Origin of the sequence: Biformimicrobium ophioploci (assembly GCF_030270605.1) — a bacterium.
Taxonomy (GTDB): Bacteria; Pseudomonadota; Gammaproteobacteria; order Pseudomonadales; family Cellvibrionaceae; genus Biformimicrobium; species Biformimicrobium ophioploci.
Map to the genome: position 1 here is coordinate 533,631 of NZ_BSYJ01000001.1, position 16,585 is coordinate 550,215.

General features: G+C 58.3%; 11 protein-coding genes. 7 read left to right on the plus strand and 4 right to left on the minus strand.

The features are described from left to right. Positions 1 to 83 precede the first annotated feature (83 nt). A complete protein-coding gene (locus tag QSJ80_RS02310; protein WP_285762649.1) occupies positions 84 to 1,634 on the minus strand; it encodes an SGNH/GDSL hydrolase family protein in 1,551 nt (516 codons plus the stop codon). 195 nt (positions 1,635 to 1,829) lie between these two features. Next, positions 1,830 to 2,417 carry an aspartyl/asparaginyl beta-hydroxylase domain-containing protein gene (locus tag QSJ80_RS02315; RefSeq protein ID WP_285762650.1) on the minus strand — a complete coding sequence of 196 codons (588 nt, stop codon included), beginning with the start codon at positions 2,415 to 2,417 and terminating at the stop codon, positions 1,830 to 1,832. A gap of 202 nt (positions 2,418 to 2,619) precedes the next feature. On the opposite strand from QSJ80_RS02315, the gene QSJ80_RS02320 reads away from it, so the two are divergent. The 3 genes from QSJ80_RS02320 (at position 2,620) to QSJ80_RS02330 (ending at position 9,259) form a co-directional block, all read left to right on the plus strand. Beyond that, positions 2,620 to 5,013 (plus strand): TonB-dependent receptor, encoded by a 2,394-nt coding sequence (locus QSJ80_RS02320; protein WP_285762651.1) that lies wholly within the window; start codon positions 2,620 to 2,622, stop codon positions 5,011 to 5,013. A 148-nt stretch (positions 5,014 to 5,161) separates the two neighbouring features. After that, complete coding sequence (locus QSJ80_RS02325; protein ID WP_285762652.1) at positions 5,162 to 8,302, plus strand: glycoside hydrolase family 2 TIM barrel-domain containing protein; 3,141 nt, start codon at positions 5,162 to 5,164, stop codon at positions 8,300 to 8,302. Positions 8,303 to 8,338: 36 nt separating this feature from the next. Further along, positions 8,339 to 9,259, plus strand: a complete 921-nt coding sequence (locus QSJ80_RS02330; RefSeq protein ID WP_285762653.1) for a hypothetical protein — start codon at positions 8,339 to 8,341, stop codon at positions 9,257 to 9,259. Here QSJ80_RS02330 and QSJ80_RS02335 read toward each other — a convergent pair. Beyond that, positions 9,256 to 11,280, minus strand: coding sequence for a tetratricopeptide repeat-containing sulfotransferase family protein (locus QSJ80_RS02335; protein ID WP_285762654.1), 2,025 nt, complete (start codon positions 11,278 to 11,280; stop codon positions 9,256 to 9,258). The genes QSJ80_RS02330 and QSJ80_RS02335 overlap by 4 nt on opposite strands. A 184-nt stretch (positions 11,281 to 11,464) precedes the next feature. Between QSJ80_RS02335 and gcvA the strand changes: the two genes are divergently transcribed. Next, the gene (gene gcvA / locus QSJ80_RS02340; protein ID WP_285762655.1) at positions 11,465 to 12,370 is read left to right on the plus strand and encodes a transcriptional regulator GcvA; all 906 of its coding nucleotides are present in this window, start codon (positions 11,465 to 11,467) and stop codon (positions 12,368 to 12,370) included. Between the two features lie 11 nt (positions 12,371 to 12,381). On the opposite strand, the gene QSJ80_RS02345 is transcribed toward gcvA, so the two are convergent. Then, a complete protein-coding gene (locus QSJ80_RS02345; RefSeq protein WP_285762656.1) occupies positions 12,382 to 13,092 on the minus strand; it encodes a FadR/GntR family transcriptional regulator in 711 nt (236 codons plus the stop codon). Positions 13,093 to 13,239: 147 nt separating this feature from the next. Between QSJ80_RS02345 and QSJ80_RS02350 the strand changes: the two genes are divergently transcribed. The 3 genes from QSJ80_RS02350 to QSJ80_RS02360 are packed head-to-tail and all read left to right on the plus strand — an operon-like array spanning position 13,240 to position 16,564. Next, on the plus strand, positions 13,240 to 14,970 hold the full coding sequence (locus QSJ80_RS02350) for an IlvD/Edd family dehydratase (RefSeq protein WP_285762657.1): 1,731 nt from the start codon (positions 13,240 to 13,242) through the stop codon (positions 14,968 to 14,970). Next, a complete protein-coding gene (locus QSJ80_RS02355) occupies positions 14,970 to 15,929 on the plus strand; it encodes a 2-dehydro-3-deoxygalactonokinase (protein ID WP_285762658.1) in 960 nt (319 codons plus the stop codon). Before QSJ80_RS02350 ends, QSJ80_RS02355 begins: the two co-directional genes overlap by 1 nt. Further along, positions 15,926 to 16,564, plus strand: coding sequence for a 2-dehydro-3-deoxy-6-phosphogalactonate aldolase (locus QSJ80_RS02360; protein ID WP_285762659.1), 639 nt, complete (start codon positions 15,926 to 15,928; stop codon positions 16,562 to 16,564). The genes QSJ80_RS02355 and QSJ80_RS02360 overlap by 4 nt, the downstream gene beginning before the upstream one ends. Positions 16,565 to 16,585: the final 21 nt, after the last annotated feature.

Here is a 16,585-nt window from a genome sequence, read left to right on the forward strand (position 1 = left end):
GTTGCTTCCTTCTGGCAAAATCTGGTTGGGCAGCCCACATTATCACATTTGTATGATAAATGAATGTGGGGTGCCCGGGTCGATCAGTATTCGCTCATACGGACATCGTCGAACTCCACGGTGCCGCCCGCGGATTTCAGGGTGATATAGGTTTTCCAGGTGCCATCCGGAGCAGTAAATGTGGCCACGTACTCGCGCCAGGTACCGTCAACAGAAAAGCTTTGCGTCTGTGCATTACCACGGCCATACAGCGCCTGCTCCTCGAAGTCGGCGATGATCTGGGCTGTCGGCTCGGTGCCGGTGCCGCGAATCATGGCGCGCACCACATAGGCCTGTCCGCCACTGGTAGCGCCGGGTTGGAAATCGCCGGTAGCGTCAGTGCCCTGGTGAACGCGATCCCCCACCGGCAGGCGAATATAGTAATTGCCGTCGGCGGCGCCGGCCGGGTCGTATATGCGCTCGACACCATCGTCTACATAGCGCCAGCCAAACGCTTCGAAGCCGGTCCTGGCAGCGTATTCAAAGCTTCCGTTGGCGACGTTGAAATTGCGCCCGAAGCCATCGAAAATTTCTGCCGGTTGCACGATGGAAAAACCCAGGCCAAGGCCGGCGATATGCTCTGCCAGCAGGCGTGCCTGGCCGGCATGTTCCACCATCGAGCCATGCCATTGCTCCCATATCCACGGGTACAGGAACACGGAAAGGTTACCGCCGATTTCGTTGACCAGCTCATGGGAATAATTGGCCGGCTCGCCCAGGTCCCAGCCATAGGCGTTGTACAGCACGATATGCGGGGTATCGCCATAGACATTGCGCAGTTCGCTGACCACCAGCCTGAAGCGGTCTATCACCTTATTTTTTTGCCGTTTGCCCTTGATTGCGCTGATGTCATTTGCCCCGGCATTGACCACAATCACATGCGGGTTGAATCCGCTGCGGTAGCTGGAGTCCTGGTTATACCAGTCTGGTGAATAGATAAAATTCTTCACGGTGTTGTCGCCCGCACCGGCGAGTGTTGCACCTCCGGCAGCTTCGAGGTGCATCTCGGCCCCGAGCATACGCGTTACTGTGGCGGGGTAGGCATAGTAAGTACCCGATTCTGACGATAGCGGATCGCTGCCCTGCTGGTCTTTTTCACTGTAAAGCGAGGTGCCGTCCATGTTCGAATCGCCAAAATATTCGATGCGCAGTGCCGGCCTTGGGGGCAGGTTCTGCACAACGCCGTCGGCGATGTCGAAGCCGTAAAACACGCTGTTGGAGCCGTAGAATGTTTCTTTCATCAGAACCAGGTGGTGGGACTGGTTGGCAGGCAGGCCGGAAGCCAGTGTCACTGTGGCGCGCTCAGACTCCAGCCGGATGAGCTGCTCGGAGGGTACGCCGTTAAGTATCACGCGGAAATATTCGTGGCTATTGCCCGGGTGCAGGTCCGCGCTGATGCTGGTGCCCTTGAACTGGATTTCGATGGTTGAGCCCTGCCAGCCGATCCAGGGTTCGAGTGGGTTATCGAAGTTCCAGCGACCGGTATAGCGGATCGCGCTGTCGTCCGGAGAAACGGTAATGGCGGATGCGGGCGTGGCCACAACCATGAATAACAGGGTCGCCAGAAGGCTCCCCGTGCGGAGAAAATTTTTCATCGCTTTTTCCTGTTAGATTTATTTTTGGCCAGGAAACTTCCGACAATGATGGGCAACAGCTCAGAACCCGACTGGCACTGCTAACCCTGGCGGCTAAGAGTATCGATAGGTCACGGCTACCGTTTCAAATGAGATTTACTGGGGTTCAGTTGAAAAAAATCGGTCTCTTGCAGGTCGGAACCCGGACAGAGGTATTTACCAGAGCTCGGTGAGGCCAGTCGCGCGGACTTCGTTGCGTCGCTCGGGCGGGAGGTAGTCGAAGATAAATGTGATCCGGTCCTCATTGCCGCGGTTCATGACGCTGTGCTGTAGCTGGTTGTTCAGTTCATAGATCTTGCCCACCTCGAAACGATGGGGCTGGCCGCCAATATTGAACCGTACACGCGAATTGGAGGTGATCGGGATATGGATCCGGTGGGCATGGCGGAACGAGGGGTGTGCATCAATATGGGGTTTGATGATTCCACCGGGGGCCAGCTTCGCTGCCATTGCACGCAGTACGATACCGCCCGGGCTATAGTGCCGCTCGATCACTTCACGCATGAGCGGCAGAGCCGCTTGACTCAACCGGTCCCAGCCATCCTCGCGGTATATTTCGGCTTCCGGCCATTGATTGCAGCTGATGAAAAGCATGACCAGTGATTGGGTCTGGTAATGCACATCGAAAGTCGACTGTCGCAGTCGGTTGGCATCCCATTCAGACTGCGTGGCTGCGCTGATGCTTTCATGCAGCGCGTTAACTTCACGCTGCTCCAGAACCCTGAACGGAGCATCAAATTCCATATCTTCCTTACCTGCGAGCAGTAGCCTGCCCCTTACTATCCCAGATTCAGCGTCCATGACAGGTGAGATTTGCTCACCGCGGGTGCAATTTTTGTCATGGGTAATTCCAATGGCTGAATTATATGATAAATGAGCGAATCACGGGGGCAGCAGTCATGACCGTGGGCGCCCAAAAACAATAATGCACCCGAGGAGACAGGATATGAAACTCCGGGCAGTTCCCGCCGCACGCAGGCCTCTGGCCGCGGCCATCAGCCTTGCCATGGCGTCTTCGCTGACCTCAATGGCAGCGCTCGCGCAGGAAGAAATTGCGAGCGATGAGCAAGAGAGCAACAACGCACTTGAAGAAATTACGGTTACCGCCACCAAGCGCGAAATGGATATGCAGGACCTGCCGCAGAGCATCCAGGCATTTACCACTGATCAAATAGAAAAGATGGGCTTCGACAACATGCAGGATTACCTAAAGGCAATCCCCAGCATGTCGACGGTGGCCGAAACCCCGGGACGCAACGAAGTCGTGTTCCGCGGAATCAGTACCGGCACGGGTGAGTGGCGAACCGACTCTTCCGCCGCGGTGTATCTCGATGAGATCCCCATGACATCGCCCACCCAGCAGGTAGACCCGCGCATGGTGGACATCCAGCGCGTTGAAGCGCTGCCGGGCCCCCAGGGAACCCTGTTTGGGTCCAGCTCCCAGTCGGGTGCACTGCGTATCATTACCAACAAGCCCGACCACAGTGGTACTTACGGCTCCATCAAGGCGGACGCGAGCAGTGTCAAGCACGGAGAGACCGGGCACACGGTTGAGGGCTGGTTTAACCTGCCGCTGGTGGCGGACACCCTGAGTGTGCGAATGGTGGCCTACGACACCAAGTCGGCGGGCTATATCGACAATGTCGAAGGCTCCAACATCTTCACGGATACGCGCAATACCGATGTCGTCGAAGAGGACTTCAATGACTGGTATCAGAGCGGTGCGCGTATCAGTGCGCTCTGGAGCATCAATGAGTCCTGGGATGCAGAGCTGATGATCATGCAGCAGTCCCAGCGCTCGACCGGTGACTGGAAATCTGACCCGGCTGAGGGTGACCTGGAAATCGTGCGCTTCTTCAAGGACGAACGCACGGATGACTGGTGGGCGGCAGGTGTGACCCTGAAAGGCGACCTTGGCTTTGCCGAGCTGACCATGACCAGCTCTTTCCTGGACCGCGAGGTGTACTATGAATTCGACAACAATATTGATGCGCAGATCCGCGCCCGCCGTGTGCAGGATGGGGAATTCGGCTATTACAGCACCTGGTACGACACCGCCTTCCACGATGAGCAACGCGTAAACGACCAGACCGGCAAGCGCGTTTCCCAGGAGATTCGCCTCGCCTCCATCGGCGATGGCCGCCTGCAGTGGATGGCCGGCGCCTTCTACGAGGAAACCGATGATTTCTGGGACTGGTACTGGCGCGTGGACGATTACACCTCCACCCCCTCCTGGCAATACGTCAATTACTGGTATGACGTGCCGGAAACCAATGACTACTACGGTGAGGTCTACAACGCCAAGACGACCCAGACTGCCGTGTTCGGTGAAATGAGCTATGACCTGACGGAAAAGCTGGTCGCGGGCGTCGGTGTGCGCTGGTTCGAATATGATCGCGACCGCACCGAGCAAAAATTCTGGCCTCGGGGTTATTACCTGCCGCTGGATATTTTCCAGGGCGTCGACAGCGATACCGTCTACAAGCTGAGCCTCAACTACCATATCGACGATTCGCGCATGGTCTATGCGACCTATAGCGAAGGCTTCCGCCTGGGCGGCTCCAACTCCCAGATCCGTCGCGAGAGTGTGCTGCCGGAAAATTATGGCCCGGACAAGCTGCTGAACCATGAAATCGGCCTGAAGAGCCAGTGGCTGGATAATTCACTCCAGTTCAACCTCTCCGCCTATCTCATGAAGTGGGAGGATATGCAGCGCAATATCGGCGACCCCTACTTCTGGGATGTCAGCGGCCATGTAAATGCCGGTGATGCGGAAGCGAAGGGCCTCGAAGCCACCATGACCTACCAGGTTACCGAGCATTTCAAGCTGGAGGGCTCCTATGCCCGCAGCAGTTCCGAGATTCTCGACGATTTCATGCTGAGTGATGCGGCACCCGATCTGGACCCGTCGCAGGACTGGCTCATTGCATCAAAGGGGCAGGGCCTGGCGCTGGCACCACCGAGCAAGTGGTGGCTGGGTGCGGAATACAACAAGTCAGACCTGTTTGGTGATATTGGCGGCTGGATCCGTTACGACCACAGCTGGACGGAGGCCATGAACCACGATTGGTGGAACGCCCAGTGGGGAAGGCCATTGATCAAGGATCGCCAGGAGGCCTCCCTGAGTGCCGGTTTGTGGAAGGAAAGCAGCTGGACTGTGTCGCTTAGCGTCAGGAACCTCTGGGACGACCGCAATGCGGGCTGGATTGATAGTGGCTATGACTGGCGGTTTGGCAACAACGGCACCTGGTCCGATGTGGGCCGCTACGTGAACATGCCCAGTTACAACCGCCCGCGGGAGGTTGTGCTGTCTTTCCAGAAAGACTTCAGCTTTCAATAGATGATATAGCTCCATCATCGCGTGGAAGGTCGCCAGCCCTCGCGAAGCGGCCCTCACCACGTCATTTTTGGCCGGCACAATTGTGCCGGCCTTTTTTCACCTGATATTCACCGGAAAGATAAAAGTTACTGGAGAGCGAGAACTTCCCATGCGACGCCTGAGCCAAATCCTGCTCCCGCTGATACTTGTAGCCTGCACCGGTGAACAGCTGCCGGGGCAGGCATCGACCCAGCCACACTGGAATAACCTGGAGGTGATCCGCGAAGGCGTCATGCCACCCCGGGCCCACTTCGAGGTTTATCCGGATGCAGGGCTGGCGCTGGCGCAGGGGGAGAATCCCCGCAAGCTTTCGTTGAACGGGCAGTGGCGGTTTCGGTACAGCGCCTCGCCCATGCAGCGCCCTGCGGGTTTCGAGCAAGCACAATTTGATGACTCCGGCTGGGACAGCATCCCTGTGCCATCCAACTGGGAACGACACGGCTATGGCTATCCGATCTATGTCAATATCCCCTACCCGTTTGCCGTAGACCTGCCGTATGTGCCCACGGCGGACAACCCCGTGGGCAGTTACCGACGTAGTTTTGAGCTGCCGGAACAATGGCAAGGGCACAATATTTTCCTGCATATCGGCGCAGCGTCATCCGCCTATTATGTGTGGGTCAATGGTGAGTACGCCGCCTATAGTGAAGGCTCAAAAACACCCTCAGAAATCGATGTCACCCGCTGGCTGAAACCGGGCCGAAATACGGTCGCCATACAGGTGTTTCGCTGGAGCAGCGGCTCCTATCTGGAAGACCAGGACTTCTGGTCACTGTCGGGGATTACCCGCGACGTCCATTTGAGTGCGCGACCGGCGACCCATATCCGTGACTTTGCACTGAGTACGGATCTGTCCGGGGACAGTCGGACCGGGCTGTTGGGGCTCGAAGTTGAACTGGCCGGCGACACACAAGTCCCTGTAACGCTGGATGTGCGCCTGCTCGATGGCGAGACGGAAATACTGCGCCGGCAAGCCGCGGGCGGAGCTGGCACTCCGCGAGTGGCGCTGCCAGCCAGTGAGGTGCCCCAAATACGGCCCTGGACCGCAGAGACGCCTGAGCTCTATACCCTCCTGGTTTCCCTGAAAGACCAGGAGGGGAGCGAACTGGAGGCCTTTCGGCACAGGCTCGGGTTCCGCAATATCGAAATCCGCAATGGTGTGTTCCGTATCAATGGTCAGCCCGTGAAGCTCAAGGGCGTGAACCTGCATGAGCACCATCACGTCACCGGTCATGTCATCAGTGAGGAGACCATGCGCGAGGATATTCGCATGATGAAAGCCGCCAATATGAATGCGGTGCGAACCTCCCACTACCCGTTTCCGGAACGTTTTTATGAGTTGACTGACGAATATGGCCTCTATGTCGTGGATGAGGCCAATGTAGAAACCCACGGTTTTGGGTACGAGCCAGATAAGACCCTGGCGGGCAGGCCGGAATGGCGTCCACACCACCTCGATCGTGTGCAGCGCATGTATGAGCGTGACAAGAACTTCACCTCTGTGGTGATCTGGTCCCTCGGTAATGAAGCGGGCGATGGCGACAATATCGGTGCCGGTTATCACTGGCTGAAGCAGGCGGATTCCAGTCGTCCGGTCCAATACGAGACAGAAGGGAAGCCTGAGGACGTGGGCGAGCGCCACTCGGACTTCCACTCAAGCATGTACTGGCGCTACTGGGAGCTGGAAAAATACGCCCAGGAGCACGGCGACCGCCCTTTCCTGCTCATCGAATATGCCCACGCCATGGGTAATAGCGCGGGTAACCTGGCCGAATACTGGCAGGTGATACGGGAGCACGACAACCTGTCCGGGGGATTCATCTGGGACTGGGTCGACCAGGGGCTGCTCGAGCGTGACCCTGAGGGCCGTGATTACTGGACCTATGGCGGCGATTACGGGCCAGAGGATGTCCCCAGCGACGGTAATTTCAATATGAATGGCCTGCTGTTTTCTGACCGCAGTCCGCAGCCGGCCTACTGGGAGGTCAAGCGGGCCTACCAGCCTCTGCGCTGGGAGCCAGTGGACCTGAACCGCGGGCTGCTAATACTGCACAATGAGTTCGATTTCCTCGATACCAGCGGGCTGGACCTGCACTGGGCTTTGCTGCGCAATGGCGAGCGAGTGGCCGGGGGCACCTTGCCGGAAGGCGAAATCATCCGCGCAGGCGACAGCCGCTTGCTGGAGTTGCGGCTCCCCAGGCGGGAGCGGGGCCAGGAGTACCATCTCAACCTGTGGGCGACAGAACGCCACGGCACAGTTCTGTTGGCCGGTGGGCACGAGCTGGCGCGTAGCCAGTTTGCGCTGCCCGGAACAATTGTCGATACCGGTACGCGGCAGGATTCTATCGAGGCCAGAGTGTCAGAGTCAGCGCACGCGATCACGCTACGAGCAGGCGAGGTTGAGGCTGTCTTCAGTCGTGCCAGTGGCCTACTGGAACAGTTCGGCCAAGCGGGCAGTCCTCTGCTGCTTAGCCCGTTGAAGCCGGAGTTCTGGCGCGCGCCTACCGACAACGACCGTGGCAATGGCATGCCTGCGTGGGCTGCGGCATGGCGCAACCCGGCGACGGAGCTGGTCGCTCTGGAATACCGTGCCGGGACGCCTGCAGGCGCTGTGCAAGCCCATTACCGCTTCAGCGATAAGGACGGACGTCACCTGGGTGACTGGCGGGCGCAATACAGGCTGCATGGTGATGGTACGCTGGAGGTTGATAACCGGGTGTGGCGCAACCCGGGCACGCCGCCCTGGCCGCGCCTCGGTATGCACACCACCTTGCCTGTCGATTATTCCGGGCTGCGCTGGTTCGGGCGTGGCCCTCTGGAAAACTATGCCGATCGAAAACTTGCCGCGGATGTCGGGATATACCAGAGTACTGTTGCCAAGCAGTATGTGCCCTACGGAAGGCCACAGGAGAACGGCTACAAGACCGATACCCGCTGGATAAGCCTGCAAAATGGCATGGGGGCCGGACTGCGGGTCCTGGGTGGTCCGCTGCTGGGCTTCTCTGCGCAACACAATCTGTGGCAGGATTTTGTGCACGGCAATGCCAGCGAAGTGGTGCAGGCGCAAAGGGGCAATGTACATGTGAATGCGATTGTGCCGCGCCAGCTTGTCTCCCTTCATATAGACCATGCCCAGATGGGTGTGGGGGGGGACAATTCCTGGGGCGCACAACCATTGCGCCGCTATACCCTGTCCGGCGATGATTACCAATACCGCTTTGCGATGAAGGTGGATCAGGCGCGCCAATGAGTGACTGCTGGCAAGACGCATAAGAAGGAGACCGGCGTGACCGTATTGATTGCAACCTCTGTAGTACGTGGCAGCCAGCAGGGGGATAGCCACGGCGGCATCTACCTGGTTGACCTGCAGAAGCAGCAGGCCCGGCAGATGCTCGACTGGAACACGGCGGATATCGACTGGCAGGGCCGTGGCTGGGACCGTGGCCTCCGTGGCATCGCCTTTGCCGGCGAACGAATATTTATTGCTGCCAGTGACGAACTCTACGCATTTACACCGGACTTCCGCAAGATAGGTTCCTGGCGCAGTCCGTACCTCAAGCACTGCCACGAAATTTGCCTGTGGCAGGATCATATTTTTCTTACCTCTACCGGTTACGACAGTATCCTGGGTTTCAACCTGAACTCAGAGAAGTTCGACTGGGCGTTGGCGCTGGATACCGATGGCATGCGTTATCGTGCCGCTACTTATGATCCCGCCGGGGATGACGGCCCGATGATGCTGAACAAGCTGCACATCAACAGCATCCATTGCAACAAGGATGGCATGTACATCGCCGGACTGAAGACCGAGGGGCTGCTGCACTTCAACGGCCGTGCCGTGAACATGAGTGCGACCCTGCCCGCGGGCACTCACAATGCGCGCCCTTTCCAGGACGGCGTGCTATTCAATGATACCCGCTCGGACGTGGTGCGTTTTGCCAGTCGCGACCACAACCGGGACCGTTTCTTCCCGGTACCAAAGCACAACAGCGAGGAGTTGGTGGGGCTGGGTCTAGACCAGAGTGGTGTTGCAAGGGTGGGTTTCGGCCGCGGACTGTGCGTGCTAGACGACCATCTGATCGCCGCCGGATCATCCCCTTCGACCATCGCCGTGCACGACCTTGATAGCGGAGAAACCGCACTCAGCGTACGCCTGTCAAATGATGTGCGCAACGCAATTCATGGGCTGGAGGTCTGGCCCTTCTAGCCCGCGAGCGCCTTTACCTGTGTGGGCAGTGCGTCGAGGATGTCGGAAAGGTCTTCCTCCCACATCCCGAGGTGCGCGCGATAGTTTTTCCAGAGCCCCAGCGCGCTGCGGTAGATTGGCTGGCGCACCTGTTCAGAGCTTGCTGTCCTGACAGCGCGCTGGTTTTCGTAGAAGCGCAGGCATTGCGGCTCGTATTCCAGCCCACAGTACGCCAGTATCTTCCGCACCTGCCCTTCAAAATCATCCATATGGCCTTCGTAGTGCACGTCGAGGATTTCCCCGGGAAACAGGCGATGCCAGTGCGCCATGATACCGGTATAGCCACGGTAGTAATCCGCGAGCTCCAGCATGTCGTAAGTAAAGTTCTGGCCCTTGGCAAATAGCTGCTTGTAGGCGCCAAGACAGCTATCCAGCGGGTAGCGCCGTGTATTGATGATCTTTGCCCGGGGAAACATGAGCTTGATCCAGCCAATGTAGGCAAAGTTGTTTGGCATCTTGTCGATAAAGTAGGGTTTGCCAAGCGTGCGAAGATGTTTGACTTCCGCAAGGTATTTTCTTGCAAATGATTCGAAGTCACGGCTGTTGAAGTTCTCCACCGTTTTTGGAAAGGCGGCACCATCACGCCGGTACCTGGCCGTTGCCTGTGCCAGCGTGGCGATATTCGGTAACTCTTCCGTGCCCTCGACCTGTGAATGACTGGCAAGAATCTGTTCGATCAGCGTCGAGCCAGAGCGTGGCAGACCCACGATAAAAATGGGATCCTCCCGCGACGAGCCTTCGCCGCGATGGCGCTCGACAAAATCCGGCGAAAACTGCTCGCGAATGTCATCGAGCATCAGTTGGTGCTCAACCGGGTCGTAATCGACCAGGCCACGCTGCAACTGGTTGCCCTTGTGATAGTGTGACCAGGCCCGATCAAAATCCTGCAAGTCCTCAAAAGCCTTGCCCAGTGCAAAGTTGAAGTGCACGCGGGCAGAGTCACTGAGTGTGTCCAACTGCAGCTGGCCGAGCATCGCCCGTACCTCAGCATCGGTGAAACGGAAAACCTTAAGGTTCGCCATGCTCCAGTAGACTTCACCAAGCGCGGGATTGTAATGAATGGCCTGGCGGTAGGCCGCCAGCGATTCCTGTTGTCGCCCCAGGGTCTTCAGCAGGTGCCCGCGGGACATGTGTACCCCGGCACTTTGAGGGTTTAACGCGGCCGCCTGGTCATAGTTGGAGAGCCCCCGCTCTATATCACCGCTGCGGGTGCGGGCGTGCCCGAGTGAGGACCACGCCAGCGCGTCCCCCGAATCCTGGGCGACGATATTTTCAAAAACCTCCGCGGCGGCTTCCCACTGCTGGCGCTCTAATAATAACGCGCCGAGATTCTGCAGCGCCGGCAGAAAATCCGGCGCGCGCTGTATCGCGTTACGCAATAGCGCTTCGGCATCGAGCAGATTCTTACCCGCATCCTGCAGAACCAGTGCCAGGTAGCGCATGGCATCGATGTTTTCGGGGGACTTGCGCAGTACGGCGCGCAGTGCTGTCTCAGCATCACCGAGCTTGCCTTCCCGCCACAGGCGTACGCCTTCCGCGACCTCACCGGCTACCGGGTCCTTTTCCAGGAACTTCCTGAATGCGGTTTCTGCCTCACTGTCCCGTCCGAGCAGGTGCAATGCTTTGGCGCGCTTCTGGTGGGTACGCGGGTTATTGGAGTCAAGGGATATTGCTTGGTCGAAGGCGGCAATAGCCTGATCATATCGTGCGCTCTGCGCGTACAGGCTGCCGAGTTCGTCGTGCAGCGATGGCAAATCCGGGGCCAGCTTCAGGCCTCGGTGCAGTAAAGCCTCGGCCTCGGCCAACCGCTCCTGCAGAATCAGGCTGTGGGCTAGCAGTTGAAGGTGGGGGAGGTTTCCGGGCTGCTCCTGCAGTAGTGCGCGACAAATCCGCTCAGCTTCTTTCGGGCGCTTTTGCTTTAGAGCCTGAGCGGCGTCAGCAAAACTGGCGCGTGCCGTATCGAGAGTGTGTAACTGGTTCATATCTTTCAACCCTCACTGGCGTGCCCGGTATGGATAATACATAGTTTGCCTTGTACTGGCCTCCCGGAATCGGATCACCACAGCAGTCTCAAGGCTATGTCGAAAATATTGACATGCGTGAAGTCGCGCTGGCAAACTCAATGCGGCCTGAAATAAATGATAATAATTCAATCATGGCGATGATATGGCCAAGAAAATCCCACCCTTGAATGCGCTGCGCAGCTTCGAGGCAGCCGCGCGACACTGCTCGTTTCGCGATGCTGCTGATGAGCTGTGTGTATCCCATTCCGCGATCAGCCACCAGGTCAAGCTGCTCGAGCGCTACCTGGGGCTTGAACTGTTTCTTCGCAAGGCACGCTCTGTGGAGCTTACCCGCAGTGGAAAGCTGTATTATCCGATCCTGCGTGAGGCATTTGAGAAGATTTCCGAAGGAACCGAATCTCTGCTGGCACCGAGGCGTCCCAAGGTACTTACCCTGCAGCTATACAGCACCTTTGCCATTCGCTGGATGATCCCGCGCCTCTCCGATTTTCAGCGCGCGCACCCGGATGTGAGCGTTCGCCTGACCATGTCACAGATTGATGTGGACTTTGATCATGGGGAAGTCGATGCGTGTATTCGTGTCGGGCGCTCTGGTGGCAAGAACCTGGATCATCTGCTGCTGTTCTCAAACCAGCTGTTTCCGGTTTGCAGTCCGCGTACCCTCGAGCAGCACAGGCTGGAAAAGCCCGAGGATCTGGCGCAGGCCCCGATACTGCAGGTGTATCCGTCGGAAGAGGACTGGCCGGCATGGCTTGAAGGCAGCGGTGTGCAGGGGGTTCAGCCAACCGCAGGCCTGCAGTTTGACAGCTATGACCATGCGCTGAGCGCTGCCATGCAGGGCGTTGGGGTAGCGCTCGCGATGCAGCCCTTTGTGTCACGGGAACTGTCGTCCGGCTTGCTCGTTGAGCCCTTCCCCGCGCACCGCGTGGACAACCCGAATCGTTGGTATTTTGTGACTCGTAAGGACAAGGCGCAGCAGCCGAAAATACAGAAATTCCGTGACTGGCTGCAGTCGGCCATAGAGGCCGATCCCGATATCGCCTGCTGATTCAGCGCGGCTCAGCGGCCGCTGGCCGGCATCGCGTCTTCGATCAGCTGCAGAGCTTCATCTATTAACCCGTGCATCAGTTTACGTGCCTGCTGGACTTTGCCGCGTTTGATCGCAGAGTACACACGGGCGTGCGCCGAGGTATCGGCTGTATTGACGCCCTTGAAGCGGTTTGTGTGGCGGATACTGACCCGTAATGCGGTGGCGCTGAACGGCTGGAGCTGAATAAAAAAACGGTTGCCGCTGGCCCGGAGGATTGCGCCATGAAACGCGATATCGGACTCCAGGGGGTCATCCTGGCCCAGTTCCGCCGCCTGCATCCGCTCCAGTGCCCGGCCGATATCCGCAACATCTTCTGATTCAGATCGTGCCGCTGCGAGTGCAGCGGCTTCGGGCTCAATTGCTGCACGCATCTGTACGAAATCGCGTAATACCTCAAGCCCCGGCTTGCTGCTCAGGATCCAGTCGAGCACATCCGTATCGAACAGGTTCCAGTCGCTCTCCGGCATGATGCGGATACCCTGGCGCGGGCGCGAAGAGAGGATCCCCTTGGCGGTCAACATCTTCACTGCCTCCCGGGTCGCGCTGCGACTGACACTGAACTGCTCTGACAGCTCTGCTTCGGAGGGAAATGGGACGTTCATGAACCGGCCTTGCAGGATCGCGTTGCCCAGATCGTGTGCCAGTTGATGGGTGAGGTTACGCCCTGCGGCCTTGCTCATAGTATTGCCATATTTATCCTACTAACGTGATTTTACCTGCCTGTCGAGACTGCGCCAATCAGTTATGCCGATCAGGCGGAGGAAGCATGCCTTGCCATAAACAATATTCGTATTTATCATACAAATAAATAATGCAGGCAAGGACGTATGTCGAGTAAAGGGAAAAAGCGCCGCAGCCAGTTGAGCTACGGCAAACTGGACAAGGACGGCTTTATCCATCGGTCCTGGATGAAAGCGCAGGGCTATCCCGATCACTGCTTTGACGGGCGCCCGGTGATTGGTATCTGTAACACCTGGTCCGAAATAACGCCCTGTAACTCCGGTCTGCGCGAGCTTGCGGATTACGTCAAGCGCGGCATCTGGGAGGCCGGTGGCCTGCCCCTGGAGTTCCCTGTTACGAGCCTCGGCGAAACGCAGATGCGACCAACGGCCATGCTGTTTCGAAACCTGCTGTCCATGGATGTGGAAGAGTCCATTCGGGGCAACCCGATTGACGGTGTAGTACTCCTGGGTGGTTGCGACAAGACGACACCGGGGCAGCTAATGGGGGCGGCCAGCGTAAACCTGCCTACCCTGGTGGTCTCCTCCGGGCCGATGCTCAATGGCAAGTTTCGCGGCCGTGACATCGGCTCCGGCACAGATGTGTGGAAGTTCTCGGAGGATGTACGGGCCGGGCGTATGTCCATGGATGACTTCATAGCAGCAGAGAGCGGTATGTCGCGCTCCCGCGGCGTCTGCATGACCATGGGCACCGCTTCCACGGTTTCCAATCTGGTCGAGGCTCTGGGGCTGTGCCTGCCCTATAACGGTTCGATTCCTGCGGTCGACGCACGCCGGCAGGCGTTGGCGCACCTGAGTGGCCGGGAAATTGTGCGCATGGTGGAAAAGGACATCCGTATCCGCGACATCATCACGCGCGAGGCGCTCGTCAATGCAATCAAGGTCAACGCTGCCCTTGGCGGGTCGACCAATACGGTCATGCACCTGCTGGCACTTGCCGGCCGGCTCGAGCTGCCGCTTTCACTGGAAGACTTCGACGAGTTCAGCCGGGAGGTGCCGTTGCTGGTGGACCTGATGCCGTCCGGCCGTTTCCTGATGGAAGATTATCACTACGCCGGTGGACTTCCGGCGGTCATGAAGAAAATGGCACCACACCTGGCTCTCGAGGCAAAAACCGTGAGCGGCGAAACGCTGGGATCGCGGCTGGAGTCCGCCGAGTGTTACAACGACGAGGTGATTCGTGACCTCGATAACCCGGTGCAGGAAAATTCCGGCATCTGGGTATTGCGGGGCAACCTGTGCCCGCAGGGGGCCATCATAAAACCGAATGCGGCCTCCCCCGAGCTGCTAAAGCATCGCGGTCGCGCCGTCGTATTCGAGTCCATAGAGGATTACCACGCGCGCATCGATGATCCCGATCTCGATGTGGACGAAAGCTGTGTGCTGGTATTGAAAGGTTGTGGGCCCAAAGGCTACCCCGGTATGCCGGAAGTGGGGAACATGGCATTACCGCGCAAGCTGCTCGAACGGGGTGTACGCGACATGTTACGCATCAGTGATGCGCGAATGAGCGGCACTGCATTCGGAACGGTGATCCTGCACGTGGCACCGGAAGCTGAGGCAGGAGGCCCGCTGGCGATCGTACAGAACGGTGATGAAATCGCTTTTGATGGCGAGGCACGCAGTCTCGAACTTTTGGTTGGTGAGGAAGAGATACAGCGGCGACTGAACAGCTGGCGCCAGCAACATCCGGCCTCACCCTACCAAAGGGGCTACGCCAGGCTTTATGTGGAGACGGTATTGCAGGCGGACCGCGGTGCTGACCTCGATTTTCTCGTCGGCGGTTCCGGCGATGAAGTCAGCCGGGAGTCACATTGATGGGGAGTGCAGGTCCCGGGCAGCGGACGCATGTCGGACAGCCATCAAGGGCCGCCCTGCTGGCCGTAGATTGGGGGACCAGCAGTTTTCGAATGCTGGCTCTCTCAGCTTCCGGCGAGGTCATCGCAAGTTTTACATCAGATGCCGGCGCGTCGACCCTGGCTGCGACCGACTTTGCGGATTACCTGCAGCAGATTCTCGATCGGGAGTTTGCAGACTGCGCGAGCCTCCCAATCGTCATGTGCGGCATGATTGGTTCCAGTATCGGCTGGAGGGAGGTCCCGTACATGGAATGTCCCCTGGGTCCGGCCGAATTGGCGAGCGACATGGCGACACTGATGCACAATGGCCGCCCAATGCGGGTTGTGCCAGGGCTGCGGTGCGTCAACCCGCGCGGCGAGCCCGGCTTCCTGCGCGGTGAAGAAACACAGATCGCGGGCTGGCTGCAAAAAGCGGATGGCTACGCCGGTAACGAGGCTACGCTCTGCCTGCCGGGTACGCATACCAAGTGGGCGCGTATCCATGAGGGCCGGATCGAGGGGTTTTCTACTGCTGTTACGGGTGAAATGTTCAGTTGCCTGATTAACCAGAGCATTCTGGTGCAGGGGCCTCAGGTAGCGGATCAGGAGGCATTTACACGCGGCGTGCACAGCAGCGAACAGGGCGTGGCCATGCAGCTTTTTTCCACCCGCGCGCTGGTGCTCGCCGGAGAGCTCGCACCGGAAAACAGCCAGAGTTATCTCTCGGGCCTGTTGATTGGGGCTGAAATCCGGGAGGCCCGCAGAATAGTGGGGGAACCTGTACACGTTATTGCCAGCTCAACCCTGTGCGCGTTGTACCAATCTGCGCTGCGAACCCTGGACATTCCTTGTGAATGCCACGATGGCGCGGAGCTGGCCGCCGCAGGCTTCGCCTATCTGCACGAGCTCGCGACACAGCCAGAGGAGGCAGTACCATGAACGGCATAGTGAGCGGGGTACCGGAAGAAAACGTACCGTTGATCGCCATCCTGCGTGGCATCACGCCCGATGAGGTCATTGCGGTGGCGGCCGCGCTGGTGGATTCTGGCTGGCGCTATATCGAGGTGCCCATGAACTCGCCGGATGCCCTCGAGAGCATACGCAGGTTGGCGGCGGAATTTGGCAGCGGGTGCACTGTTGGTGCCGGTACCGTAACCGATATAAACCAGGCCCGTGCCGTGCAGGCGGCCGACGGGCGTCTACTTGTCTCCCCGAATACTGATACCGAGGTCATTCGCTACGGTATCGAGATGGGGATGGAAGTATTTCCGGGTGTGTTTTCGCCCACCGAAGCCTTTCAGGCTATCGCCGCAGGTGCGAAAACCCTGAAGCTTTTTCCTGCTGCAGATCTGGGGCCAGGCTATGTGAAAAACCTGGTTGCAGTGCTTCCCAGTGAGGTGAAAATCTTTGCCGTAGGTGGTGTCACATTGCACAACATGGCTGCATTCTGGCAAGCGGGTATCGCGGGCTTCGGAATCGGTGGTGACCTATACCGGCCGGGATACCAACCTGCCCGGGTAAGCGAAAACGCGCGAGCATTTATGGCGCAGATGCAACAAATTTCCACGATATAAAAATAATGAAGGGTGTTTGAT